At 61.7% G+C, this 23,349-nt stretch carries 23 protein-coding genes and 1 tRNA gene; 8 read left to right on the forward strand and 16 right to left on the reverse strand.

Features of this window, described 5'->3' with window-relative positions; genetic code table 11:
* Positions 1-63: 63 nt before the first annotated feature.
* Positions 64-1,500: an NAD(P)-dependent oxidoreductase gene (locus tag E4662_RS01605; protein WP_136440209.1), complete on the reverse strand. Its 1,437-nt coding sequence runs from the start codon at positions 1,498-1,500 to the stop codon at positions 64-66.
* Positions 1,501-1,722: 222 nt separating this feature from the next.
* Here E4662_RS01605 and E4662_RS01610 point away from each other — a divergent pair, with 222 nt between their 5' ends.
* On the forward strand, positions 1,723-2,526 hold the full coding sequence (locus E4662_RS01610; protein ID WP_136439492.1) for an undecaprenyl-diphosphate phosphatase: 804 nt from the start codon (positions 1,723-1,725) through the stop codon (positions 2,524-2,526).
* 200 nt (positions 2,527-2,726) lie between these two features.
* Here E4662_RS01610 and E4662_RS01615 read toward each other — a convergent pair whose 3' ends face one another.
* The gene (locus tag E4662_RS01615; RefSeq protein WP_136439493.1) at positions 2,727-4,607 is read right to left on the reverse strand and encodes an acyl-CoA synthetase; all 1,881 of its coding nucleotides are present in this window, start codon (positions 4,605-4,607) and stop codon (positions 2,727-2,729) included.
* A gap of 240 nt (positions 4,608-4,847) precedes the next feature.
* Entirely contained in the window at positions 4,848-6,365 is a 1,518-nt protein-coding gene (locus E4662_RS01620) for a DUF2125 domain-containing protein (protein WP_168797865.1), read from the reverse strand.
* A 137-nt stretch (positions 6,366-6,502) separates the two neighbouring features.
* Here E4662_RS01620 and E4662_RS01625 point away from each other — a divergent pair, with 137 nt between their 5' ends.
* The gene (locus E4662_RS01625; RefSeq protein ID WP_136439495.1) at positions 6,503-7,249 is read left to right on the forward strand and encodes an SDR family oxidoreductase; all 747 of its coding nucleotides are present in this window, start codon (positions 6,503-6,505) and stop codon (positions 7,247-7,249) included.
* Positions 7,246-7,854 carry an enoyl-CoA hydratase/isomerase family protein gene (locus tag E4662_RS01630; protein ID WP_136439496.1) on the forward strand — a complete coding sequence of 203 codons (609 nt, stop codon included), beginning with the start codon at positions 7,246-7,248 and terminating at the stop codon, positions 7,852-7,854. The genes E4662_RS01625 and E4662_RS01630 overlap by 4 nt, the downstream gene beginning before the upstream one ends.
* Positions 7,855-8,080: 226 nt before the next feature.
* On the opposite strand, the gene E4662_RS01635 is transcribed toward E4662_RS01630, so the two are convergent.
* The 4 genes from E4662_RS01635 to E4662_RS01650 all read right to left on the reverse strand — a co-directional run bounded on the left by E4662_RS01635 (position 8,081) and on the right by E4662_RS01650 (position 11,815).
* On the reverse strand, positions 8,081-9,883 hold the full coding sequence (locus tag E4662_RS01635; protein ID WP_136439497.1) for an ABC transporter transmembrane domain-containing protein: 1,803 nt from the start codon (positions 9,881-9,883) through the stop codon (positions 8,081-8,083).
* 470 nt (positions 9,884-10,353) lie between these two features.
* Positions 10,354-10,746: a hypothetical protein gene (locus E4662_RS01640; RefSeq protein WP_168797866.1), complete on the reverse strand. Its 393-nt coding sequence runs from the start codon at positions 10,744-10,746 to the stop codon at positions 10,354-10,356.
* A 19-nt stretch (positions 10,747-10,765) separates the two neighbouring features.
* Positions 10,766-11,671: an RHS repeat-associated core domain-containing protein gene (locus E4662_RS01645; protein ID WP_136439499.1), complete on the reverse strand. Its 906-nt coding sequence runs from the start codon at positions 11,669-11,671 to the stop codon at positions 10,766-10,768.
* Between the two features lie 70 nt (positions 11,672-11,741).
* A tRNA-Gly gene (locus E4662_RS01650) sits at positions 11,742-11,815 on the reverse strand.
* A 268-nt stretch (positions 11,816-12,083) separates the two neighbouring features.
* On the opposite strand from E4662_RS01650, the gene E4662_RS01655 reads away from it, so the two are divergent.
* Both E4662_RS01655 and E4662_RS01660 read left to right on the forward strand, forming a co-directional pair.
* A complete protein-coding gene (locus E4662_RS01655; protein ID WP_136439500.1) occupies positions 12,084-12,917 on the forward strand; it encodes a hypothetical protein in 834 nt (277 codons plus the stop codon).
* A gap of 141 nt (positions 12,918-13,058) precedes the next feature.
* Positions 13,059-13,502 carry a hypothetical protein gene (locus E4662_RS01660; protein WP_136439501.1) on the forward strand — a complete coding sequence of 148 codons (444 nt, stop codon included), beginning with the start codon at positions 13,059-13,061 and terminating at the stop codon, positions 13,500-13,502.
* 55 nt (positions 13,503-13,557) lie between these two features.
* On the opposite strand, the gene E4662_RS01665 is transcribed toward E4662_RS01660, so the two are convergent.
* The 5 genes from E4662_RS01665 to E4662_RS01685 form a co-directional block, all read right to left on the reverse strand.
* Entirely contained in the window at positions 13,558-14,058 is a 501-nt protein-coding gene (locus E4662_RS01665) for a cytochrome b (RefSeq protein ID WP_136439502.1), read from the reverse strand.
* A 28-nt stretch (positions 14,059-14,086) separates the two neighbouring features.
* Positions 14,087-14,299, reverse strand: coding sequence for a hypothetical protein (locus tag E4662_RS01670; protein ID WP_136439503.1), 213 nt, complete (start codon positions 14,297-14,299; stop codon positions 14,087-14,089).
* Positions 14,300-14,377: 78 nt separating this feature from the next.
* Positions 14,378-15,661, reverse strand: a complete 1,284-nt coding sequence (locus tag E4662_RS01675; protein ID WP_136439504.1) for a sensor histidine kinase — start codon at positions 15,659-15,661, stop codon at positions 14,378-14,380.
* On the reverse strand, positions 15,645-16,325 hold the full coding sequence (locus tag E4662_RS01680) for a winged helix-turn-helix domain-containing protein (RefSeq protein ID WP_136439505.1): 681 nt from the start codon (positions 16,323-16,325) through the stop codon (positions 15,645-15,647). The genes E4662_RS01675 and E4662_RS01680 overlap by 17 nt, the downstream gene beginning before the upstream one ends.
* 87 nt (positions 16,326-16,412) lie before the next feature.
* Positions 16,413-16,766: a PepSY domain-containing protein gene (locus E4662_RS01685; RefSeq protein WP_136439506.1), complete on the reverse strand. Its 354-nt coding sequence runs from the start codon at positions 16,764-16,766 to the stop codon at positions 16,413-16,415.
* Between the two features lie 593 nt (positions 16,767-17,359).
* On the opposite strand from E4662_RS01685, the gene E4662_RS01695 reads away from it, so the two are divergent.
* The 3 genes from E4662_RS01695 to E4662_RS01705 are packed head-to-tail and all read left to right on the forward strand — an operon-like array spanning position 17,360 to position 19,554.
* Complete coding sequence (locus E4662_RS01695; protein WP_136439508.1) at positions 17,360-17,791, forward strand: c-type cytochrome; 432 nt, start codon at positions 17,360-17,362, stop codon at positions 17,789-17,791.
* 15 nt (positions 17,792-17,806) lie between these two features.
* Positions 17,807-18,253: a c-type cytochrome gene (locus tag E4662_RS01700; protein WP_136439509.1), complete on the forward strand. Its 447-nt coding sequence runs from the start codon at positions 17,807-17,809 to the stop codon at positions 18,251-18,253.
* Positions 18,250-19,554: a multicopper oxidase family protein gene (locus tag E4662_RS01705; protein WP_136439510.1), complete on the forward strand. Its 1,305-nt coding sequence runs from the start codon at positions 18,250-18,252 to the stop codon at positions 19,552-19,554. The genes E4662_RS01700 and E4662_RS01705 overlap by 4 nt, the downstream gene beginning before the upstream one ends.
* 59 nt (positions 19,555-19,613) lie before the next feature.
* On the opposite strand, the gene E4662_RS01710 is transcribed toward E4662_RS01705, so the two are convergent.
* The 4 genes from E4662_RS01710 to E4662_RS01725 all read right to left on the reverse strand — a co-directional run bounded on the left by E4662_RS01710 (position 19,614) and on the right by E4662_RS01725 (position 22,972).
* On the reverse strand, positions 19,614-19,988 hold the full coding sequence (locus E4662_RS01710; protein WP_136439511.1) for a VOC family protein: 375 nt from the start codon (positions 19,986-19,988) through the stop codon (positions 19,614-19,616).
* Positions 19,989-20,139: 151 nt separating this feature from the next.
* Positions 20,140-20,937, reverse strand: a complete 798-nt coding sequence (locus tag E4662_RS01715) for an alpha/beta fold hydrolase (protein ID WP_168797867.1) — start codon at positions 20,935-20,937, stop codon at positions 20,140-20,142.
* A gap of 128 nt (positions 20,938-21,065) precedes the next feature.
* On the reverse strand, positions 21,066-21,599 hold the full coding sequence (locus E4662_RS01720) for a ricin-type beta-trefoil lectin domain protein (protein ID WP_168797868.1): 534 nt from the start codon (positions 21,597-21,599) through the stop codon (positions 21,066-21,068).
* Between the two features lie 773 nt (positions 21,600-22,372).
* Positions 22,373-22,972 (reverse strand): VPLPA-CTERM sorting domain-containing protein, encoded by a 600-nt coding sequence (locus E4662_RS01725; protein WP_136439514.1) that lies wholly within the window; start codon positions 22,970-22,972, stop codon positions 22,373-22,375.
* Between the last annotated feature and the right edge of the window lie 377 nt (positions 22,973-23,349).

Genomic DNA, 23,349 nt, shown 5'->3' on the forward strand with positions numbered 1-23,349 from the left:
AGCGGCCAAAAAATCGGGGGGGGGGGGGCCGCAGCGATGCGGCCCGAATTTGTTGGAAAAGGCTTACTCAGCCGCAACCGCCGCTTTGGCGGTCAGGTCCGCGAGCACCGCTTCGGCGCAATCTCGCCCGTCACGGATCGCCCAGACAACAAGGCTCGCGCCGCGAACGATGTCACCCACCGCGTAAACGCCATCCATCGCCGTGCGGCCCGTGGTGAACTCCGCCTTGATCGTGCCCCAACGGGTCACTTCCAGCTCCGGCTGGCCCCAAAGCGTCGGCAGATCCTCAGGCGAGAAACCCAGCGCCTTGACCACCAGATCGGCGGGCTCGTCATAGGCGCTGCCTTCGATCAGCTCGGGGCTCTGACGGCCCGTCGCATCGGGCAGACCCAAACGCATCTTCTCGACCACCACGGCACTGACCGGCTCACCCTTGAAGCCCTTCGGCGCGGTAAGCCATTCAAAGACCACGCCTTCTTCTTCAGCGTTCTGCACTTCACGCTGCGAGCCCGGCATGTTTGCGCGGTCGCGGCGATACAGACATTTGACGCTTTCCGCACCCTGCCGGATCGCTGTACGCACACAGTCCATTGCCGTGTCACCACCGCCAATCACGACCACCTTCTTGCCTGCTGCGTTCAGCTCACCGCTCTCGAATTCCGCAACCGTATCGCCAAAGTTCGCCGCACGGTTCGACGCGGTCAGATAATCAATCGCCTTGACGATCCCCTTGGCATCAGAGCCAACACCGCCCAGATCGCGGGACTTGTACACGCCCGTCGCAATGATCACCGCATCATGCTGCGCGTGGATCTCTTCGAATGCCATGGTCACGCCGACATCGCAGTTCTGCACGAAATGCACACCGGCCTTTTCCAGCTGCTCGATCCGGCGCATGACCACGTCTTTCTCAAGCTTGAAGCCCGGAATACCATAGGTCAGCAGCCCGCCAGCCCGGTCGTAGCGGTCATAAACGGTCACCTGCAGACCCGCGCGGCGCAGCATGTCCGCTGCCGCCAGCCCGCCGGGGCCCGCACCGATGATGCCCACGCTTTCGGTGCGCTCCTGCGCCGGGGTGCCGGGCAGAACCCAGCCCTTTTCCCAGGCGGTATCGGTGATGTATTTCTCCACCGTGCCAATGGTCACGGTGCCATGGCCGGACTGCTCGATCACGCAGTTGCCTTCGCACAGACGGTCTTGCGGGCAGATGCGGCCGCAGATTTCCGGGAAGGTGTTTGTGGCTTGGCTGACCTGGTAGGCCTCTTCGAGACGGCCCGTTGCGGTCAGGCGCAGCCAGTCAGGGATATTGTTGTGCAGCGGGCAATGAGACTGGCAATACGGCACGCCACATTGGCTGCAACGCGATGCCTGCTCTTCGGCCTTCACGGCGGCAAATTCGGCGTAAATCTCGTCGAAATCTTTGTTGCGCTCGTCGGCTTCACGCTTCTCAGGCATCTTGCGAGAGACATCAACGAACTTCAGCATGGGTTGCTTGGCCATAAGGTCTGGCTCCATTCAGGGATTCCGGTCGCGCCTTCATATACAAGCCCGCCCGGGAAGAAAAGTAACTCGTGCTGACCTATATTTCGGTTTTTTTGTCGAAGGCCAGTAAAATTTCCCCATACCCACGCAGAATTAGGTCCGATTCGGATTTATATTACAGCTTTCCCATATTCTACAATGGGTTATACAGGGGGCTAATTTTCAGTGCGGACCGCGCCCATGACCTTCACCCACCTTCTTATCCTCGCGTTGATCCAAGGGGTTACGGAATTTCTGCCGATTTCCTCCTCGGGCCACCTGATTCTCTTGCCAAGCCTGACCGGGCTGCAGGACCAGGGGCAGGTTATCGACGTGGCGGTGCACGTGGGCACGCTCTTTGCAGTGATCCTCTACTTCTGGCGCGACGTGCGCGAAGGGATTCTGGGCATTCCCGCCATGCTGCGCGGCCGGCTCGACGCGCCGGGGGCGCGGCTCGCCTTCCTCCTGCTGATCGCCACGGTCCCGGTGATCGTCGCCGGGCTCATCCTCAAGATCACGGGACTAAGCGACATGATGCGCTCCACGGCTGTCATCGGCTGGTCCATGCTGGTCTTCGGTCTCGTGCTCTACTGGGCCGACACCCGTAGCCCGGAGGCCAAGGAAGCCCCCGACTGGAACACAGCGGACGCCATCAAGATGGGCCTGTGGCAAGCCCTCGCCCTGATCCCCGGCACTTCCCGCTCCGGCATCACCATCACAGCAGCCCGCCAGCTCGGCTATGCCCGCTCCGATGCGGCCAAACTCGCCATGCTGATGTCGATCCCGACGATCATCGCTTCGGGCGCGCTGCTTGGTCTCGAAGTTGCCAGCACCGCCAATGCCGCCGCCGCCCGCGACGGCGCCATCGCAGCCCTCTTCGCCTTCATCGCCGCCCTCGCCGCGCTTGCCCTGATGATGCGCCTGCTGCGCTCGGTCAGCTTCACTCCTTATGTGATCTACCGCGTCATCCTCGGCCTTTTCCTGCTCTGGATCGCCTACACCTGAGGCAGGCGTGATTTGGGGCCCTGCCCCGTCGCCGATGGCGACTCCCCGAGGTATTTACCGGCCCAAAGAAACCAGGTACCACACCCCGGCCTTCTTTGGGCTCCAAATACCTCGAGGTAGGCTCGCAGAGCCGTAGGAGCAGCGCTCCTGCACGCGCCCGCAGGGCGCGCCGGTCGTCTTGCGAAGCAAGGCGAAACCCCTCAGGCAGACCACTCCCACGGCCGGGTGAAGTTGCCGAGAACGTCGCCAACGCCCGCCTCACTGCCATTGGCCGCCACCTGAGCCACAAGCCCGCGTTTCTTGTCGTCAACCACAGACACAACACGCGCCGCAGACCCTGCCTCTTCAAGCGCCGCGTTATAGACCCGCGTAATCGCATCCTTGCGCAAGTCGGGCTTGAAAACCTTGCCGACTGCCGTTTTCGGCAACTCGTCCAAAATGGTCATGTGCTTGGGATGTGCCGCACGTTCGTGCACGTGGCGCTTGGCATGTTCCATCAGTTCCGCTTCGGTCACGGACGCGCCATCCACCAGCTCGACAAAAGCGCAGGGCAGTTCCCCTGCATAGGCATCAGGCTGGCCGATTGCCCCTGCGAAGGCGACCGCCGGGTGCAAGAGCAGCGCTTCCTCGATCTCGGCAGGATCGATGTTGTGACCGGATCGAATGATCAGATCTTTCGCACGCCCCGTGATCCACAGGTAACCATCCGCATCAACCCGCCCAAGATCGCCTGTCCGCAGGTAATCGCCGTAGTGATACAGGTCAGCGTTCTTGTCCGCCTCGGTATAGGTGTTGCCCTCGTAGACGCCCGGGTTCGACACGCAGATCTCGCCCACCTCATCAACCGCGCATTCCAGCGCATCGCCGCCCACCTGCTTGATGATCTTCACATTCGAATAGGGCAGCGGAATGCCGACCGAGCCAACCTTCTTCTCGCCATCCGGCGGGTTCACCGACACAAGACAGGTCGCCTCCGTCAGACCATAGCCTTCACAGATCGTCACCCCGCATGCCTTTTCGAACCGCTTGAACAGTTCCATCGGCATCGGCGCAGAGCCGGAAAACGCCGTTTTGACCGAGGAAATATCCGCATCCACCGGCCGTTGCATCAAAGCAGACACCGCCGTCGGCACTGTGATGACAAAGCTGATCCGCCAGCGCTCGCAGAGCTTCCAGAAGTTGTCCATGACCCCTTCGCCGCGATAACCCGCCGGGGTCGGGAAGACCACATGCGCGCCGGAACACAGCGCCGCCATCAGGATCACGTGGCAGGCAAAGACGTGGAACAGCGGCAGCGGGCACATGATGCTGTCTTTCTCGTCGAACAGCAGCGTCGCGCCGAGCCAGCCGTTGTAGATCATCCCGCCATAGCGATGCTGCGCGACCTTGGGCATGCCCGTGGTGCCGCCCGTATGGAAATAGGCCGCCACCCGGTCGCCGGTGCTGTCGTCAAAAGTCAGCTCCACCGGCTGCTTGGCCGTTTCCTTGCGGAAACACTTGTAATCCGCATGGGTCTGACTGCGGTCCAGCTTCGGGCGTACCAGCGGCACGATCCAGCTTTTCGGCGGTGTCAGGTAGCGGTTGAGGTCTACCTCCAGCACCGTCTGCACCCCGGGCGCATGGCGCACGGCTTCGGCCACCTTCTGCGGCAGGTCGGTCTTGGGGAACGGTTTCAACGTCACCACAACCTTCGCCTCGGTTTCGCGCAGGATCGAGGCAATCTGTTCCGGCTCCAGAAGCGGGTTGATCGGGTTCACGATCCCCGCAACACAGCCACCGAGCAGCGTCGCAATCGTCTCGTTGCAATTCGGCAGGACATAAGCAATCACGTCGTCCTCGCCGACGCCAAGCGAGCGAAACAGGTTCGCCGCCTGCGCAGTCTTCGCCCTGAGCTCAGACCAGTTCAGCGTCTCCGCCTTGTCCTTTGGCCCGGACAAAAGCTGGTAGGTCACCGCGGGACGGGCGGGAAAGGCCTCCGCCGTGCGGCAAAGCTGCCCCCAGACTGTCGTCGGAACCTCGCGGCCCTCCCACGGCATTGCGTTCTGAATGGCATCGCGATCGGCCACACCGGCATAGGTCATGATGGTCCTCTCCTCCCCTTGTTTTTCTTCCGGATAGTGTGTCCAGCCAAAGCCGTCCACGCAAGGGCGTTGAACGCTACGGAAGGATACAATGACGCTGCGTTTCGCACCGCTTTCGGGCGCGGCTGGAGGGCGGGCCGCTGGCGCGGAGGCGCCAGTCGGGGGGCCTGAAAGCCCGCCCGCATGAAAAAACCGCGCCCCATCGGAACGGGACGCGGCCGATTTCAAACCGTCAGGCGCTTACTTGATGCGCTGGCCATTCGCCAGGATATGGCCCTGGTCGTTGAACTCGATGGTCGAGGTCGCCGAATCCGGGGCGGAGCCCGGCACGGTGAACATGGACAGCATCATGCGTGCACCCATGGCGTCTTCCTGGCTCATCAGACCCATGGCGATGATCTTGTCGATCAGGCCATTGGCACCGGAAACCGACAGGTTCAGCTTGCCTTCCGGAGCCGGGAAGCCGTCAAAGCTGGTCAAATCCGTGTTGTCGAAGGTGAAGTCGCCGTCGCCAGTGATCTTGCCACCCGCCGCTTCCACGGTCAGCGCGTTCAGCGTCACCGCGTTCAGCTCGCCGGGCATCATTTCACCCATCTCGACCTTCATCATCTCCTCTTCGTTCAGCAGGCTGACGAAGGGTGTGACCTTGGCGGTCAGATCGGCGGAGACCGTGGCCGGATCGCGCGGCAGCACACCGCCCGGATCCAGCATGCCCCAGATCATGTCAGAGGTTTCGAACCCGCCCAGCGTCAGGCCGATGGCCGCGTCCTGCGGCGTGTCGGACTTCTGCAGCGGCATGGAGACGTTGAAGGACGTCTCGGCCATCTTGCCGCTGATCGGCAGCGGGATTTCCGCGCCCTGCATGGCCACGGTCATGTCGGTGTTGCCACCGTCAAAGCTCATAGCGTCCTGCGACATGGCAAAGGCCATCCGGCCCGAAGAGGTGCTGATCGAGCCATTGGTGTTGTCGCCGCGATCGGTGACGTCAAAGGCCATCTCGACACCGGAGTGGCTGAACTCGCCCGCCCCGGCAAAACCCGCCGCCAGCATCGCCGGCATGTCGGTGTAATCGACGGTGCCCGGCACCATGCTCTCGCTGCTGCTCTCGAAGGCGGCCATGGCCAGCGAGAAGTTGCCGCCGTTTTCCGTGCCCGGCTCGGAGGCCATGCCGGTGATGGTCAGGCCCGCGCCGTTCAGCGTCTGGCTGATCATGCGCATTCCGTCGGCCATGGACATGACCATGTTGCCGCCCAGACCGCTCATCACCATTTCGAAGGTTGCCATGTCGCGGGTGATTTCCTCGCCCTCGACATTGAGCTTGCTCAGCACGAGGCTGATGCTGTCCGCGCTGTAGTCATAGGCCATGGCGTCGGTTGTGCCGGAGGCGGTCATCGCGCCGCCCATCGTGATGTAGTCGAGGCCAACCTCAACCTTTTCTCCATCGACGTCGATCATCACGCCAATCGGCATGGAGGCGGGCCAGCTGATCTCGACACTGCCATCGCCCTTGTCGGCAAAGCTCATCTCACCCATGTTCACCGAAACCGTGCCATCCTCTTCGGGAATGTCGACGGTCATGGAGATGTCGCTGACAGTCAGCGTGCCGCCAGACATGGATTCGGTGGCCGTGACGGCATAGCCGGAGCTTGCCATGTAGCCTTCGAGATTGTCCCAGACCTGCTGGGGGGTGACGTCGGCCAATGCCGGGGCTGCCATGGCACAAAGGGCCAGAACAGATGCGCTGCCAAGATGTTTCATGAATTTCCTCGTTGGACTAAAGTTTGTGTCTGACCCAAGTGTCTGCCTCTCACGGGAATGGGTCAAGGGACTGGATTCCATACTATGTACGCGATACGAGTTATTTAAGAGGCCACCCGGTCAGAAAGGGCCAAATCATGGATTTATCAGGAAAAACTGCACTTATCACGGGGGCCAGTCGGGGCATCGGCGCCGAGACGGCCCGCGCCTTTGCCGCCGCCGGGGCCAAAGTCGCGCTCGTGGCGCGCAGCGCCGAAGCCATTGCCGATGTGGCCGGGGAAATCGGCGAGGCGGCCATCGCCATACCCTGCGATATCGCCCGCTACTGGGAGGTCGAACAGGCCGTGCGCGCCTGTGTCTCCGAGCACGGCAGCCTTGATATTCTGGTGAACAACGCGGGTATGATCGAACCCATCGCCCGCATGGACGAAGCCAGCCCCGACGCCTGGGGCGAGGTCATCGACATCAATCTCAAAGGCGTCTTTCACGGCATGCACGCCGCGCTGCAGGAGATGCTGCCCGGCGGTGGCACCATCCTGACCATCGGTTCGGGCGCAGCGCATGGCCCGGTCGAAGGCTGGTCGCACTACTGCGCCTCCAAGGCCGGTGCGCTCATGCTGACGCGCATGCTCGACAAGGAATACCGCGATCAGGGGTTGCGTGCCCTGTCGCTCTCGCCCGGCACCGTGGCCACCCAGATGCAGCGCGAGATCAAGGCCTCCGGCATCAACCCGGTCTCGCAGCTGGACTGGTCCGATCACATCCCGCCCGAGTGGGTCGCCAAATGCCTGCTCTGGATGTGTGGCACCGAGGCCGATGAGTTCCTCGGGGCCGAGGTCTCGCTCCGCGACGAGGCCATCCGCGCAAAGATCGGTGTCGCATGATCACCCTGACCAAGGAAGACAGCGGCCTGTGGGTCGCCACCATCAACCGCCCCGAAAAGGCAGGCTCGCTGACCGCAGACATGCTCGAACAGCTTTGCGTCATCGCCGAAGAGGCTCGCGACGCGCGCGGGCTGGTGCTGACCGGAACGGGCAAGGTCTTCTCCGCCGGGGCGGATCTTGACGCGGCCAAGGCCGGGCTTGCGGTCTCGCCGCTCTGGGAGCGCCTCTCCGGCGCGCTGGCGCGTCTGAATGGCATCACCATCTGCGCGCTCAATGGCACCGTCGCAGGCGGCGCCATGGGCATGTTCCTCGCCTGCGATCTGCGGGTGTCCGTGCCGGGGGCCAAGATCTTCTACCCGGTGATGAAGCTCGGCTTCCTGCCACAGCCTTCCGATCCCAAACGCCTCGCCGCGCTTGTCAGCGCGTCTCGGGCCAAACGCATCCTGATGGCGGGCGAGAAAATCACCGTCGAAGAGGCCTTCACATGGGGCCTGATTGACCGCATCACCGAAGGCGATGTGCTGGACGCCGCCCGCGACATGGCCGCCGACAGCCTCGGCGCAACGCCCGAACACGCGGCGGCGATCAAACGGATGATTGGGTAAAAGGCTTGTAGCCCGACAGATGTTCGCGCCCGGCCTCGAGGGCGGGTTATGCAACTTGCACCGTCATCTCTTTTGGGAATGAACATCACAGCTCGTTGAAAAGGGTCGATTTCGCGCCCGCCCTGGGGGGCGAGGCCGGGCACGAACCGGATCGCAAGCGATCCGGAAAACAGCTTTAGATTCCAGCGAAACAGATAGGGGCGAAGCGATCCGGTGCCAAAGCCGCCTACTCCGCTGCCACCCCATCGGTGAACTGCAAACGCGCCAGCTCCGAATAGAGCCCACCCTCGGCCACCAGCGCATCATGGGTGCCCTGCGCCACAATGCGCCCGCCGTCCATGACTACAATCCGGTCCGCCTTTTTCACCGTTGCCAGACGGTGAGCCACGATGATTGTCGTGCGCCCTTCCGACAACGTGTCCACGGCCTGTTGCACCGCCCGCTCACTCGCCGCGTCCAAGGCGCTTGTCGCCTCATCGAGCAGCAGCACCGGCGCGTCGCGCAGAATGGCGCGGGCAATCGCCACACGCTGCTTCTGACCGCCCGAAAGCATCACGCCGCGCTCGCCCAGCCATGTGTCATAGCCTTCCGGCAGCTTCTGCAGAAACTCATGCGCCGCCGCTGCCCTCGCTGCCGCCTCAACCTCCGCATCCGTTGCATCGGGCCGACCAAAGCGAATGTTGTCACGCGCAGAGGCGGCAAAGATCACCGGATCCTGCGGCACCAGAGCGATGTGACGGCGGAAGTCATCCCGCGCCATGTCGGGCAGCGCCACACCGTCAAAGCGCACCGCCCCCGCAAGCGGATCATAAAACCGCTGGATCAGCTGCACGATGGTCGTCTTGCCCGCGCCCGAGGGGCCAACCAGAGCCACCGTCTCCCCCGGCGCAATGGTCAGGGCCACGTCGTCCAAAGCCGGAATGTCGGGCCGCGCCGGGTAGTTGAACGAAACCTTGTCAAAGATGATCTCACCCCGCACCGGCTCTGCCAGAGCCTTGGGCGCTGCGGGATCCTTCACCGTGTCTTCTGCGTTCAACAGCTCGACCAGACGCTCCGTCGCCCCCGCCGCGCGCTGCAACTCGCCAAAAACCTCGGACAAGGCCCCCACGGAGCCTGCCACCATGACCGAATAGACCACAAACTGGATGAGCGTACCTGCGGACATCTCGCCCGCCCGCACATCCCACGCGCCAATCCACAGCACGCCGACAACCCCGGTAAACACGAGGAAAATCACGATCGCCGTCATCAGCGCCCGCGTCCAGATGCGGCGGCGCGCGGCGTCAAAGCTCTTCTCGGTCACATCCGAAAACGCCGACTTCGAGCGCGCCTCATGGGTGTAGGCCTGCACCGTCTGCACGCTGGTCAGCGCCTCGGAGGCGTTTCCGGACGAGACCGCGATCCAATCCTGATTTTCCCGGCTGAGCCGCCGCAAACGCCGCCCCAACGTCAGGATCGGCACCACAACGGCGGGCACGATCAGCAGAACGAGGCCGGTCAGTTTCGGCGAGGTCAGCGACATCAGGAACAGCCCGCCGCTGAACAGCAGAACATTGCGCAGCGCGATGGAGACCGACGATCCGATGACCGATTGAATGAGCGTTGTATCCGTGGTGATCCGGCTGAGCACCTCGCCGGTCATGATCTTCTCGTAAAACGCCGGGGACAGGCCGATGGCCCGGTCAAACACCGCCTTTCGAATGTCCGCCACCACGCGCTCGCCCAGCCGCGTGACCAGCGCGTAGCGCAGCGCCGTGCCCAGCGCGAGCAACCCCGCAAACCCCAGCGCCGCCGCAAAATAGAGGTCCAAAATCGCGCCGTCCGTGACGTTGAAATTGTCCACCACGCGCCGCACCGCCATGGGCAGCGCCAGCGAAATCGCCGCCGTCGCCATCAGCGCCAGCAAGGACGCAATGACCAACATGCGATAGGGCCGCAGGAACGGCACAAGCGCCCCGAGCGAGCCGAGCCGCTTTGATTTCTCGCGTTCTGCCTCTGCCGTGCCGGGTGTGCCGTTGTCGCGCGCCATGGGTCCTCCTCAGTCGATCAAGGCCTTTTGCCATGCCACACGCTCGGGTCAAGCATTTGCTGTGTCACAGGCCGGAGCGGGACAACAAGACGCGCGCAGAGGGGCCGGGGCTGGGGCCTGTGGCCTCCGGGGTTGTTCCGAACGAAGGAGTCCTCGAAAGACCCCACCGAACGCATCATCATGATCCGCCCCCGCGTCATTTATAATTCTGCGCACGCCGGGGACGTGACGGTCTATTGGCGGAATAAGCTGGGTGGGGCGAATTTTATTCTGAGCACAGGGCTGGAGGCGCCACGGCATACGGTTTCGGATGTGGTAAAGTAGGCTTCTCTAAGTGCTTCATTACTCTAGAAATTCCCATGGAACTTCGACACCTTCGAAATCATGGGCAACCAAACGGGCAAACGCCTTTTTTCTTAAGACTATCCTGTTTCATCATCGAAGTTATCGCCCAACAATATGCACCACCGTCAAGGCCGGAACTGTTCGTAAAAACCGACCCAGCTCCCGACCTCAGGATACTGTCTAACGTATTCAGAGAACTTCTCATCCGACAACGCACTGAACCAAATTTGAAAATCATTCATGTAGTCTTCACCACCGCCCATGCGCCACCCCGGATGATCCCTATCCCATTCGGATTTAACTACCCAAGGGGGCTCAAGCTCTTCCCTTATTCCACTATTTTGGGCTTTCAACCATTCCTGGTATTCATCCTTGATGTCTTGAGGAACAGGGTCGTTCCGAGTTTCAGGATTGCGGATCTGTTCAGCCAGTTTATCCAGTGGCGACTTCTTTCCATTCACTTCTTCACCTGCGAAGCTGATATGTGCGGTACCCAGTGCCGAGATAACAAAAGTCACCGCGACACCGACTCTAAGGTTATTGGATCGGCCCATCATAGTGTTCAAATTCCGGACCAGCAGGTACTCTACATGGTTCAATCATAACACCTTTTGGAATGTTTCCCTCATACAGAACTTCGCTATCTTTCAAAACATGGGATCGAGCTCCCCTGCTGTAACCTGCAAAATTGGAATGCATCCGCAAATTACCCGAAAAGAAAAGCTTCTGACCATCTAGCACCGCTACCCAACCTGATGGGCCAACATCCTTCCGCGAAGGAACGGAAGACGTTGCGAAGTGTTCCGCCACAGCACGGCGTTTCGAGAGAGAGATGAATTGCGTTGGCCGTACGCCGAGGGCGTGTTGCTCGGGGCTTACCGAAGCTGTGGGATCATTTGGAACAAAAATGCCTTCCATAACCAAGGTGTCAATGTCTTTCTTGGATAGCCCTCGATAGAGTTTGTTAACTTCATTATTTAGCCCTTCAAGGTCTTCTGCAAGTTCCCACGCCTCTATTAGTTTTCCCACTGCTCCGAGGAACTTGGTTGCCTTTTTGGAAAGGTCTCGCGTCCTCCGATCCCTTTTCTTCTCTGCGTCCTCTTTATCCTCGTCTTGAGCAGGATCAGCTGCTGACTCAGATTCATTCCCCTCCGGATCTCTCAAATTCACCGGATCATTCGCCGAATAGGAATACCTGTTCGTCCCAACCCCAGCCTTGGTCACCTCAAACCAGTCCGGTTGGATGAACACGGCCAGCTCCGGGTCGTAGTAGCGGGCGTTGAGGAATTGCAGGCCCGCGCCCGCGTCATAGCGCTCGCCGATCCAGCCTTTGGTCTCAACAAGCGGGGCGAGGCATGGCGGCTTTTCGTCAAACGGGCAATCGCTAGGCGCTTTCGGACAAAACCCCTCTGCGGACCACGATCCACTTATCCATCGGGCCAAGGCAGGAGCGCCTCAGGGCCTCAGTTGATCCGTCTGGATCTCATTCTCGGCACGAAAATCGATGCGGGATTGGAGCGGGCGACGGGAATCGAACCCGTATCTCTTGCTTGGAAGGCAAGGGTCTTACCATTACACAACGCCCGCATCTGCGCCTTGGAGTAAGACAGCTCAAAGGCAAGGTCAAGCGGGTCTCCCGCCTCCCTGCCGATATTTCCGGGCCTCGCACATCACCTCCGGTGCCGCCCACCCGCGCACTTCGAACTCCGCACCCCGGCACGCAGCGTTTTCCCGCTAAACGCGATCACTGCCATGAATTTCTTGTCGAAACCTGACAGAAGTCGCGCTAGCCTGCATCGCAAGTGCCACTCCAGTCCTTGTGTTGCGCCAATCCACTCATCGTCCAGTCAGGTCCATGCTCAACTCGGCATATAAAATCGCAGACCACCACCTGTCTTCGGTGACGGCGGCCCTGATGGCGGCTGGCGTGCCGGACTTCAGTGGGTTTTACACCACCTCCTCGGCTTTTGTCTGGAGCAGCGGCGTGCGGCATTCCGAGAACGCGGCGCAGTTGAAGGAAACGATTGAAGCGATCCGGGCCAACTACCGCGCGCAGAAGATCACAAACGTCGAGCGCCAGCTGGACCACGCCTCCTTCGTGACCCCCGATCTGATCGTGCGCAGCCACCGCTCCAACTGGCACGATGCCGATGGCGTAAAGGCGCGCACCTACTCGACCGTCTCTGTCCTGCGCGCCGAGGCGGGTGAGTGGAAAGTCTGTGTCTCCCAGTTCTCCGACAGGATGCCGCTCTCCCTCGAAAAGGCCGAAGACCCGGCCACCCCCAACCCCGAACGCGATCAGGCACGCGGCGCGCTGCAGGGGGTTCTGGACAGTCTCTCCCAGGCATTCCTGACCCGCTGTTTCGAGACTTATAATGACTGCCTGTGCCCCACGCTGGTTGCGCAATCGCCCAGCATGTCCTCAATCGTGACAAACATCGAAGGGTCTCGGGATCGGTTTGATAACGCCATGCGTTTTCTGGACAAAGTTGGCGCACACGACATCGTCAGGGTCGCCAAATCCGCGATCCGCCTGTCGGACGACATGATCATCGGCAACTTTCGCAGCTATATCCTGCGCGGGGACACGCAGCTTTATCCGCCACATCAGGGCGCCGTAATCCTGATCCGCCTGCACGGCGCATGGAAAATGCTCGCCATTTTGAACGGCATAGATATGAAGCCATGATAACACAGGTTGCAAATCACACATGGGCGGGATCCGCCGGGCGGACTCTGTCCCGGCGTTTTGATCTGCGCAGCCCTTGCAGAGGCGACACGCCGAACCAAACTCTCACTTCAAGCCTGCCAGCCTCGGAAAGACACCTGAATGCCCGCATACGCCTCGCTCCTGGAACGGTACTCCCTCGTTGTCGTGCGGGGCGAGGAACCCTTTGAACTTCAGGATTTATACACACTGGCGACGGACCGCATGACCGAAGGCCAGATGCCCGACGATCTCAACATGCCTTTGCTGCTTGACCTGCGCCGGGTTGATCTCTTGCGGTTTGGCACCGCGGATTTCCAGATCCTGATGCGCAAACGCGCGGACATCGGCAAGTCCTTCCCCAACAATCCCTGCGCCTATGTCGGCCGCGATGACGGGGCGTTCGGAATGCTGAGAATGATGTCGGCCTATGCCACGATCAACAACGTCCGGGACGAACAACACCAATTGGTGACGGACGACATTGCCGAAGCCGTGAACTGGCTGTACCCGCACCTCTCCGCCCCGCCGGGCGAAGAGGCGCAGCTTCTCTCGCTGGTACGCTGACCGTCGTCGCAAACGCCGGGGCAGTTCCGAGCGCGCCTTTCACGGTGCCCGCGCATTACACAGGCAACGGCCCGGTCATGCTCTCCAGAACACCGTCGCGGCGCACAATCTTGTGCCAGATCGCGCCTGCCACATGCGCGATCAGAAGCAACGGCAAGGCAGCCAGCATCGCCTCATGCAGGCCCAGCATGGCCCCCATGAAAAGCCCGCCGAGCCAGGGCACCGAGTAGGCCAGCGCGATCCCCAAACCGGACAGGATGATCCCGAAAACAGACGCATAAAGCCCCATGTGCACCGCTCTGGATGCCCAATGCTCCCACTTTGGCGCTTCCTCGGGCAGCCGCGTGACCCCGGCAATCGTCCGGGTCCAGAGCAGGCGAAGCAGGAACACGCCGCCAAGCGTCAGCGCAAAAACAACCTCGGTCATAAAGAGCGTCGGATCAGCCAGTTGCGCCACGCTGTCGAGCCCTTTCAGGTACCCGACACCGATCAGCCCGGCGGACAACCAGTGGATGCCCTTGGTCACAAACCCGTGCGGTTTTGCTTGTGTTGTCATGGCCTTGCCCCCCTCTTCGCGGTTTCGATCACGCGGCGGTCTGTGCCGCCTCGGCCTCGCCTTCTTCCTTGATCGCCATGCTCGCAAACGGGGCCGCCAGAAGCGCGATCCCGATGGCGATCACCGCAAAGACCGCGAGCGAAGCCATCACCGCAAAGCCAAGGCCCGCCATCGCGATGGCGGCGGTAAACAGAACCGCGCCGGTGATGGCAGTGGTGATTTTGTTGATCAGGGTTTTCATTGTGGTGTCTCCAGTTTCATCTCTCGTTTCGATGAAACAGATATGGACACCGTGTTTTACGGCCGCCTGACCGCAACCTTACAAATTTGCAAAGTTCAGCGTGACTTTCAGCCCGTGTGGCCGGTTTTGCGACAGCTCCAGCGCCGCGCCATGCCGGTCAGCCACCGCCCGTACAAGCGCCAGCCCAAGGCCAGAGCCGTCGCGCGTGCGCGCCGCATCGAGCCGGACCATGGGTTTGACGATCTCGGAAAACTGTTCAGGATCAACACCCTGCCCATTGTCTGACACGCCAAATACGGCCCCGTCAGAAAACAGCGTGATCTCGTTCCCGCCATGCACCAGCGCATTTTGAATGAGGTTGGCCAAAGCCTGAACCAACATCTGCCGGTCCGCGTGAACATGGCCCGATCCCGCCAGTTCAAGCGCAAGGGTTTTGCCCTCATCCTCGACAACAGGGCCGAAAATCTCGGCCACGTCCTGCAGCAGGGCGTTGACCGCGACGGGTTCGAACCCATCGGTGCCCTGCGCCGCCTCGATCCGCGCAACGCGCATGATGGTGTCAAAGATGCCCGACAGGCGGCTGGCCTCTTCCAGCGCCGCGCCGCGCGCCTCGCCTTCCGGCAGCATTTCAAGCTGTGCGCGCAGCCGGGCCAAAGGGGTGCGCAGATCATGGGCAATGCTCGCGCTGAGGTGGCGGGTCTGCGTCACCAACCGCTCCAGCTCCGCCGCGGTCACATCCAGTTGCCGGGCGATGTCGTCCAGATCGTCTCTGGAGCGGGCAAGCCCGGTGCGCGCCGTCAGATCCCCCTGCGCCAGCCTGCCAAGGGTCCGGTCAATCCGGGACAGCCGCCGTTGCGCCAGGATCCCGGTGATGAACCCCACCGCAAGGGTAAAGACGATCACGATCCCGGCTGTTGTCCACAAGATGCCCGCAAGCAGCGCCTGTGCCTCTTCGGCATCCTCTAGCGGAACGGCGACCATAACCGCCTCCCCTTCGCTGTCTTGTGTCACCAGCACCCGCCAGACGTCCGAACCGAACAGGTCGTTTTGCAGATGAACCGTGCCGCCGCCGCGTCCCGCCGCGCGCCGGATCTGGCCCGGAAGCCCGCCCAGATCCTCCCGCGCGCGCAGGATCATGTCCGGCCCGTCGCCGGTCATATCGTCCAGCTCGGACGCCCCTGCCAGGGCCGACAGCGTGGCGTCCACCCGCCGGTCATTGGCGTCTTTGCCGAGCGTCACGGCCACGAAGACCGCCACGGCAAAGCCTATGGCAAAAACCACCGACAGCAGCAGGGACAACCGCAGCGTCGATGACCGCAGGAGCCAGCGCAGCCTGCCCAGAACCCTAACTGCCAAAGACATAGCCTTCGCCTCGACGCGTGCGCAGCAACTGCTCTTCAAACGGTTTGTCGATCTTCGATCTCAGGCGGCTGATATGGGTCTCGACCACGCTTGTGGTGGGATCAAAACTCATGTCCCAGACCTGCTCGAGCAGCATTGTGCGCGTGACAAGCCGCCCCGGGCGGCGCATGAAATACTCCAGCAGCTTGAATTCCTTGGCCTTCAGCTCAATCGCCTGCGACTGGCGCTCGCAATGGCGCGACAGCAGATCCAGCGTCAGATCGGAATAGCGCAGCGTGGTTTGCTCCGGCTCCGCCTGCGGCCCGTCCCGGCGTCGGCCCAGCGCGCTGACACGCGCGGACAATTCGGCAAAGGCAAACGGTTTGGTCAGGTAGTCATCCCCTCCGGCCTCAAACCCTTCAACCCGCGCGTCCACCTCGCCCAGGGCGGTCAGGAACAGCGCCGGGGTCGTGTCCCTGGAGGCGCGCAGCGATTTCAGAACCGCAAGCCCGTCCAGCCCCGGCACCATCCGGTCAAGGATCAACAGGTCGAAATCCTGCCCCATGGCCGCCATCAGCGCGTCCTTGCCATTTTCAAAGTGATCAATCACATGGCCTTCCTCGCGCAGGCCACCGGCGATCCAGGGGCCAAGCTGTTTGTCGTCTTCCAGAAGCAGAATGCGCATGTCGGTCCTTCGGGTTTGGCAAACGCCTGTAGGCTGCCGTCACCGGCAACCTACAGGGTACGAGCCCAAGTTCAAACGGGATGTGGCTCAGGCGTCTTCGCCTTCGTCCTCGTCGTCATCATCATCATGATGGCGCCCCTTGCCGCAGTCTTCATCGTCGGCTTCGACCTTCAGGATCTCGCCGCTGTCCGCCGCGATTTTCAGCTCCATCTCGCTGCCATCTTCGGCGGTGACTTCGACCTCGTAGTAGGTGGTGCCGCGGCGCTCCTCCAGTTCCACTTCGGTGACGGACCCCGGCACTTCGGCCAGCGCGATTTCGATGATCTGCTCTTCGGTCAACCCGGTCTGCTCAGCGGCGCTTTGGGCCGAAACCATCGTCGCGATGCCGCCCACTGCGATAAGACCGGAAAGGGCGCCGATTTTGATCATGTCCATGTTCATTTTAGTTCTCCATTTTGCTCTGTCTGGCGGCTTGCTGCCGTCCGATGAAACAGAAATGGGAGGCCCAGTTCACATGGTCCCGAACTCAAACTTACTTTTTTGTAAGCCTGAGATTGGCCTTTGCGGCGCGGTGCACCCGCCCATCGGGACACCGGATCGTGACGTCCTCCGGCTTGTTATTGCGGGTAAGACGGGGCAAACAGAAATCATGCGCTCTTTGGGGAAAACAGCTTTGCTCGCCGCGGCTCTTGTCACGCTGCTGTTGGGCGTGTTGAGCACGGCCCCATCTGGCGCGCAGGACATGCACAGGACGGCCGCGCACTCGGCCCCCTGCCCTCACCCTGTTTCCAGCCATGACGGCCTGACGGGCCACGGCGACGCGGGACTCTGCCAGCTTTGCCTAAGCTGCTCCGTGTTCAGACATGCCCAGCAGACCGCTGATCTCCAAGCGGGTTTTGCCCGTCTCGATGTCCCGATCCCCAACGCCTTGCCGGTCCATGACCATGTAACAGGCTTCGATCCGCCACCGCCCCGGCTGTGAGAAGGGCCGCCCTCATCAGGGCAACCGTTCTCAACACATCCGAGGAAAAACCATGATCAAACCTTTTGTGATTGCCGGTGGCCTTGTTGCCGCCGGAATAGCCGTCTGGACGATACAGACCCATAAACCGGACACCCCCATCGGTACGGGCGCTCAAGTGGGTGACCCGCTGGCCGTTGTCAGGCTGCCGGACGACATGTCACCCGAAGCCCGCATGGGAGAGCGCGCCTTTGGCGCGGCCTGCGCACAATGCCATGGGGACAATGGCAGCGGGAGAAACGGGATAGGGCCGCCACTGGTTCACAAGATCTATGAACCATCGCATCATGGCGATGAATCCTTTCAGAGGGCCGTCGCCTTGGGCGTGCGTGCGCATCATTGGACTTTTGGCGATATGGCGCCAGTTGAGGGGTTTACGCGAGCGGATGTCAAAACGATCATCACCTATGTGCGCACACTGCAACGCGCCAATGGCATTGAGTGACACGGGAGAGAAACGATGAACAAAGCGAAAAAACAGGTCGGCCTGTTCCTGATCGCGGCCTGTCTCGGGTCCGTTGCGCTGGCCCATGGCGGGGTCACGAACCCGGCTGTCATGGCCCGGATGGAGGCGATGAAATCTACCGGCGATGCAATGAAAGTCCTCGGCACCATGGCCAAGGGCGCCCGCGCCTTTGACGCGGCAGAGGCGCGGGCGGCGGCGGCGGACGTGGCCCGGTTTGCCGCGCAAACCCCGGCCCTGTTCGAAGCGCCCGAAGACGATCCCAAAGCCGAAGCGCTGCCAGCCATCTGGGAGCGTTTCGAGGATTTCACCGCCAAGGCACAGGAAACCGAGGCCCTTGCGCTTGCCCTGTCTCGCAGCCTGCAAACCGAGGACGACCTGAAAGCCGGGCTGATGCAGCTTGGCGCTTCCTGCAAGGCCTGCCATTCGGAGTATCGCAAATGAGCCCCGTCCCCCTGACCCGCCGCTCCGTTCTGGCCGCCGGGGCCGCCGCCCTCGCCTTGCCCCGCACCGCCCTCGCCGCGCCCACCGTCCTGCGGGCCGGGCCGGTCACGGCGCAGATCCTGCCGGACGGCGACGGCAAAACCGCCATGCTGGGCCTGAACGGCACCACGCCGGGACCGGAACTGCGCGTCCGTCAGGGCGAAAGGCTCGACGTGCGGTTCGAAAACCGGATCGGCTCTGACAGCGCCCTGCACTGGCACGGCATCCGCATCGACAACGCCATGGACGGCGTGCCGGGCATGACCCAGAACGCCGTGCCCGATGGCGCGGATTTCGACTATTCCTTTGTCGCGCCCGATGCCGGCACCTTCTGGTATCACTCGCACAGCCGGTCATGGGAACAGGTCGAGCAAGGCCTCTACGGCCCCCTGATCGTCGAGGAAAAAGAGCCGCCGCAGGTGGATCACGACGTGACCGTGATGATCGACGATTGGCGGCTGGAAGAAGACGGCACCCTGATGGGCGGCTTTGGCAACCGCCATGACTTTGCCCACGCGGGCCGTCTGGGCAACTATGCCCGCGCCTTGCCCTCTGTCCGGCAGGTGCGGCGCGGGGATCGGGTGCGCCTGCGTCTGATCAACGGGGCCACCGCGCGGGTCTTCCCGGTTGCGCTGTCCGGGGCCACGGGCAAGATCGTGGCGCTCGACGGGATGCCCCTCCAGGCCCCGCGCGACATCGGACAGCTCATGCTGGCCCCGGCGCAGCGGATCGACCTGATCGTCGACGTGGCACAGACGCTGCGCTTTGACTTCCCGACACGGGACGAGCCTTACGAACTGGGCCGCATCGAGGTCATGGGCGAAAACCCGTCCCCGATCGCGCAGGATATCACCGCCCTGCCAGCCGCCAACGTCAAGACCCCCACCGCGCCGTATCGCGACCTCAGCCTGACCATGCAGGGGGGCGCCATGGGCGGCCGCCACGCCGGTGAGGACATCTGGGCCCTGAATGGCCACTCCGGCCTCCCCGATACCCCTCTGGCCACGTTTCAAAGAGGAGAGACCGCCCGTATTCGCCTGATCAACGAAACCGCGTTTCCGCACGGCATGCATCTGCACGGGCATCACTTCCACGAAATGAACGGCGAGGTTCCGGGCGATCTGCGCGACACCACCCTGCTCCACCGGGGCGAGACCCGCGACATTCTCTGCGTCTTTGACAATCCGGGAAAATGGCTTTTGCACTGCCACATGCTGGGGCATCAGGCTGCGGGCATGAAAACATGGGTCGAGGTTCTGTAACCCGCCTTCGGGTTGCAAGGCTTGGGCCCCAAACGCACGCACCGATAGCGCAGGCCCCGTTACTGCGCCATCGGCTCGCCGATCTCCACAATATGCCGGTCGGGGTCAAAGAAGCGAAAGATCCGCTGCCCCCAGGCCTCTAACCGGACACCGTGGATCACCTCAACATGCGGCGAAATCCGCTCAAAGGCCGCATCCAACGCCGTGTCCTCGAAATAGAGCACGAGGTTCGCGCGCCCATAGGGCGGCGGCGCGCTGTCCTCCCGCGCAAAAACCGATTTGAAAAGCGACGTCCCCTCATGAATGGCAAATCCATTGTCAAACAGGACGACGTTCCCATGATCTTCGCGGATCGAAAGGCCAAGAATGCCCGAATAGAAGCGCTTTGATGTCTCGATGTCCCGGACAAACGGCAGCGGGTTGACGAACTTCATGGACCATCCTTGTGAAACGATGCGGCGTGCCCGCCGTTATCGCAGAATGCCGGGCAAATCACAGCATCGCGCGTTGCGGGTTTGCACCCGCCTGATCGCAGATCCCGGCCACATCCCATGACCTTCGGAACATGCCCCCTGCATCCGGCCCCTAGTCCAGCAACGCCCGCGCGATGATCGGATTGACAAGATCGGGCTTTGTCAGGGCCGCCATATGCCCCCCGCGTTCAATCGTTTCGAACCGCCAGTGCGCCATGCTCTGCTTCATCAATGAAAAGATCTCATCGATTGACCGAACCGTGTCCGCCGCAGACAGGACCGTCGTCTTTTCGGGCAGATCAGCCTCCCAGGCCGACAGCGGCGTCTTTTCGTGCATCACCCCGTCCCATTCATGGAAATTGGGCTCCAGGGCCTTGGTGAACTTGTCCCGGCGCTCTTGTGGCATGGCGTCCCAACTTCCCGCGCCGGTCCAATAATTCGCGAACACCTCGGCGGCGACCGGCCAGGTGCCCTCCCTCCCGCTTTGCTTGATCGTGTTGCGCAGATCGACCGCCTCCTGAAAGGCTTCGTCCCGCCCGTTCTGCTCCAGCAGGTAGAACGGGTTGGGTTCAATCAAAACGAGACGATCCACGTGATCCTTGAACATCGCCGCCGCTTTCATCGCCACGCTGCCGCCAAAGGAGTGCCCGACAATCGAAATCCTGCTGCCGTCATCCGGGATAAAAGGGGCGAGCAGCCTTGCCTGGTCTTCCAGCGTCTGCATGTCTTCGCCGGACCAGGCCCTGGTTGCGCCGTAGCCAAAAAGATTGATGGCAATGCAGTGAAACCTGTCCGCCAGCGCGCTCATGAGACCACCCCATTGCCGCGCCCCGGCAACGCTCGAATGCACAAGGATCACCCTCGGCCCGGCGCCCGCTTCGATAAAATCCGTTCCCCCTCGCTCGGACACATCAAACCTCCCATGTGCGCGCCATGGGCTTGAGCTTACAGACCGGGCCGCTACGGCGCAAATCCGGCTCAGGCGGGCATTGGCTGCCGACGGCCTCGACCCGCCTGCCCGCCGCACCCGGGGCCGTCTTAGTCCGCCGTGCGGTTGGACCACGTTTGAAAAGCCGCCAGCTCGTCGGAGCACGCCTGCAAGGTCATCGCGATCATCTGGTTTTGATCGCTGCGCCCTGTGCGCGTCTCACCTGTCACCGTCAGGCACATTTCGGGAGCCGAAGACGGGGCAATTGTGCCTTCGCCACCAAACACCCAGCTTTGTGCAGCCGACCCATCACATGCGGCCAGGTCTGCAAGAGCGCCGGTTTCGGTCGAAAGAGCCTGCATGCAGACATCAAACTCAGGCATGAAAAGCACGCCCTGAGCGAACAGATCGGGGTCAAAGGCCTGATCTACAAGCACTTCGCCGGAGGGGCTGTAGCAGGTGTGCGCTTGCAGCCCATCGTCGGGATTGGCGGCCTCGCCCCGCCCCTTGGCAATGTCGATACAATACCCGTTCTGTATATTGTCGAGCATATCGACCAAATAGATTTCGACGTTTTCAGCAAGTGCGGGGCTTGAAAGAGCCACAATGCACAAGGCAGTTGGCAGCGATTTCATGGGGGACATGGTTTCTCCGAGGATTGCTTTCGGGCTGCGCAGAATTGCGAGCACGTACAGGTACAACGCACAAGGCCGCACGATCCGTCGAACGGGGCGCTTTTTTCGTCCGCCACCGTTTCTCATACGCCCGCAACCGCCGGTTCCACACACAAACCCCGCACACGCACACCCGATCAGCTCACTCACCTCTGCCCTCTGACCGTCTGTTGAACCCCTCCGGCGCGCGCAGCACAAGGTTCGCCGAGCAATTTCCCCCAAACCTCCGGTCCGTGCCCAAGAGTGCCTCGACAGTGCTCCGGCGTACGGGAAAGGTCGGCATTGCGGATCGAAGCGGTCGCTGATCGTGAGAAGTCCCGATGTCGACAGTGGCCTGAAGCGAACGTTCACCTCGCCACTGGCGCGGAATCAAGGCCGCTGGCCGCCGCGCCTGTCCCCTCCCGTCAGACGACTTTTCAAAGAAAAGTCTGTCGAGAGGGACGGCCCGTCCCCACGGCACGGCGATAGGCGCGGCTTGTGCTCTAACCCTGAGGCTCCGGATCAAGTCCGGGACGGGGTGCACGCAATGACTGCTCAAGGCTGTTTGAGCCGGATCCTCCCGAACCCAAACTCTACACTCTTTGCTGGCCGCGCTGCCTGCCCGGCCAGCTATCTCTGAACGCGCGGTCCAATGAGGCTTCGCCGGTCACGACGAGGCAAACAGCGGTCCGTGCCAACGGGTGACAGTGTTCTGCCGTTGACGCCTGTCACCCTGCGCCAAAGTCGGTCTGCCAAGGTTCAAATCAGCGGGAACGCCTGCGCAAGAGCCCAAAGACGCCCAAAGCACCGATCAGCAACGGCAGGCTCGCCGGTACCGGGACAGCCGCCGCCGTAATCGCGGCCGTGAAATACACTTCGTTGTCAGCAGCGTTATCGGCCGACCAGATGAAGCGTGCCGCATCGGCTTGCGCAGGACGAAACCAGTCGGGCAAAATGGACCCGTGCCCGCCGTGGTCGGTCACCGCGCCATAGGATCCCCAACCTGTCGTGCTTTGCTGGAAGTAACCTTCACCCGTCACAAGGGACTGAGTGCCATTGCCAAAGGCAAATCCGGTGTCGCTCAAGGAGAACGTTCCCATGAAGGCGGCCGCCCCACCCGTGTCATAGGCCCTGACATGCAGGTAATTGGTAACGCCGGCAGTCAGGCTGACCGAGCCCGAGAAAGATGTCGGCCAGCTTTCTCCCGATAGGAACTCTGTGCCCTGGACGCCATCGTCGGTGCTGATATATGCAAAAAAACCGTTGTCCACGTTGAACGTGGCACTCAGTGTCGTGGCAAGCGCGCTGGTCGCGCACACAACCATTGTGGCCACCATGGTGGCCAGGAGTCGTATAGATTTCATGTAATACCCCAAATTTTACGGGCAGTGTTGCCCGAATGGTCGATCCTGCCCTGTTAGGCAATTCCCGATCAACTTGTATTTTTGACGTCGCAACCATTCACGTCAGCCTTTGTTTACAAAACTTACTCAAAAAACCCTGCTGTTTGAGGTCACGCTTACCCGCAGCAAGAGTGGCGTTCCGACAGGCCAGCGCCATCACTGCCGTCGCCATCAGGCGAGGCCGCACAGCCGTGCAAAAAATGGCAGGGATCGGCGGGCATAGACGACCTACCCACCTGTTTTAAATGATTTCTTCGGTTTTTTGCGTTTGACCATGTCAAAGCGCGTAACCGGCAGGTGCCAAGGATAACACAGGCCCGGCCACAACCCGTCCTTGG

Source organism: Pacificoceanicola onchidii (genome assembly GCF_004804335.1).
GTDB lineage: Bacteria > Pseudomonadota > Alphaproteobacteria > Rhodobacterales > Rhodobacteraceae > Pacificoceanicola > Pacificoceanicola onchidii.

Coding starts and splice junctions, on each gene's coding strand:
- E4662_RS01655 (WP_136439500.1), top strand. CDS start 12,084: ATGCTCAACTCGGCATATAAAATCGCAGACCACCACCTGTCTTCGGTG.
- E4662_RS01680 (WP_136439505.1), bottom strand. CDS start 16,325: ATGCGCATTCTGCTTCTGGAAGACGACAAACAGCTTGGCCCCTGGATC.
- E4662_RS01705 (WP_136439510.1), top strand. CDS start 18,250: ATGAGCCCCGTCCCCCTGACCCGCCGCTCCGTTCTGGCCGCCGGGGCC.
- E4662_RS01610 (WP_136439492.1), top strand. CDS start 1,723: ATGACCTTCACCCACCTTCTTATCCTCGCGTTGATCCAAGGGGTTACG.
- E4662_RS01665 (WP_136439502.1), bottom strand. CDS start 14,058: ATGACAACACAAGCAAAACCGCACGGGTTTGTGACCAAGGGCATCCAC.
- E4662_RS01630 (WP_136439496.1), top strand. CDS start 7,246: ATGATCACCCTGACCAAGGAAGACAGCGGCCTGTGGGTCGCCACCATC.
- E4662_RS01675 (WP_136439504.1), bottom strand. CDS start 15,661: ATGTCTTTGGCAGTTAGGGTTCTGGGCAGGCTGCGCTGGCTCCTGCGG.
- E4662_RS01625 (WP_136439495.1), top strand. CDS start 6,503: ATGGATTTATCAGGAAAAACTGCACTTATCACGGGGGCCAGTCGGGGC.
- E4662_RS01710 (WP_136439511.1), bottom strand. CDS start 19,988: ATGAAGTTCGTCAACCCGCTGCCGTTTGTCCGGGACATCGAGACATCA.
- E4662_RS01670 (WP_136439503.1), bottom strand. CDS start 14,299: ATGAAAACCCTGATCAACAAAATCACCACTGCCATCACCGGCGCGGTT.
- E4662_RS01620 (WP_168797865.1), bottom strand. CDS start 6,365: ATGAAACATCTTGGCAGCGCATCTGTTCTGGCCCTTTGTGCCATGGCA.
- E4662_RS01660 (WP_136439501.1), top strand. CDS start 13,059: ATGCCCGCATACGCCTCGCTCCTGGAACGGTACTCCCTCGTTGTCGTG.
- E4662_RS01720 (WP_168797868.1), bottom strand. CDS start 21,599: ATGTCCCCCATGAAATCGCTGCCAACTGCCTTGTGCATTGTGGCTCTT.
- E4662_RS01725 (WP_136439514.1), bottom strand. CDS start 22,972: ATGAAATCTATACGACTCCTGGCCACCATGGTGGCCACAATGGTTGTG.
- E4662_RS01615 (WP_136439493.1), bottom strand. CDS start 4,607: ATGACCTATGCCGGTGTGGCCGATCGCGATGCCATTCAGAACGCAATG.
- E4662_RS01685 (WP_136439506.1), bottom strand. CDS start 16,766: ATGAACATGGACATGATCAAAATCGGCGCCCTTTCCGGTCTTATCGCA.
- E4662_RS01700 (WP_136439509.1), top strand. CDS start 17,807: ATGAACAAAGCGAAAAAACAGGTCGGCCTGTTCCTGATCGCGGCCTGT.
- E4662_RS01635 (WP_136439497.1), bottom strand. CDS start 9,883: ATGGCGCGCGACAACGGCACACCCGGCACGGCAGAGGCAGAACGCGAG.
- E4662_RS01695 (WP_136439508.1), top strand. CDS start 17,360: ATGATCAAACCTTTTGTGATTGCCGGTGGCCTTGTTGCCGCCGGAATA.
- E4662_RS01605 (WP_136440209.1), bottom strand. CDS start 1,500: ATGGCCAAGCAACCCATGCTGAAGTTCGTTGATGTCTCTCGCAAGATG.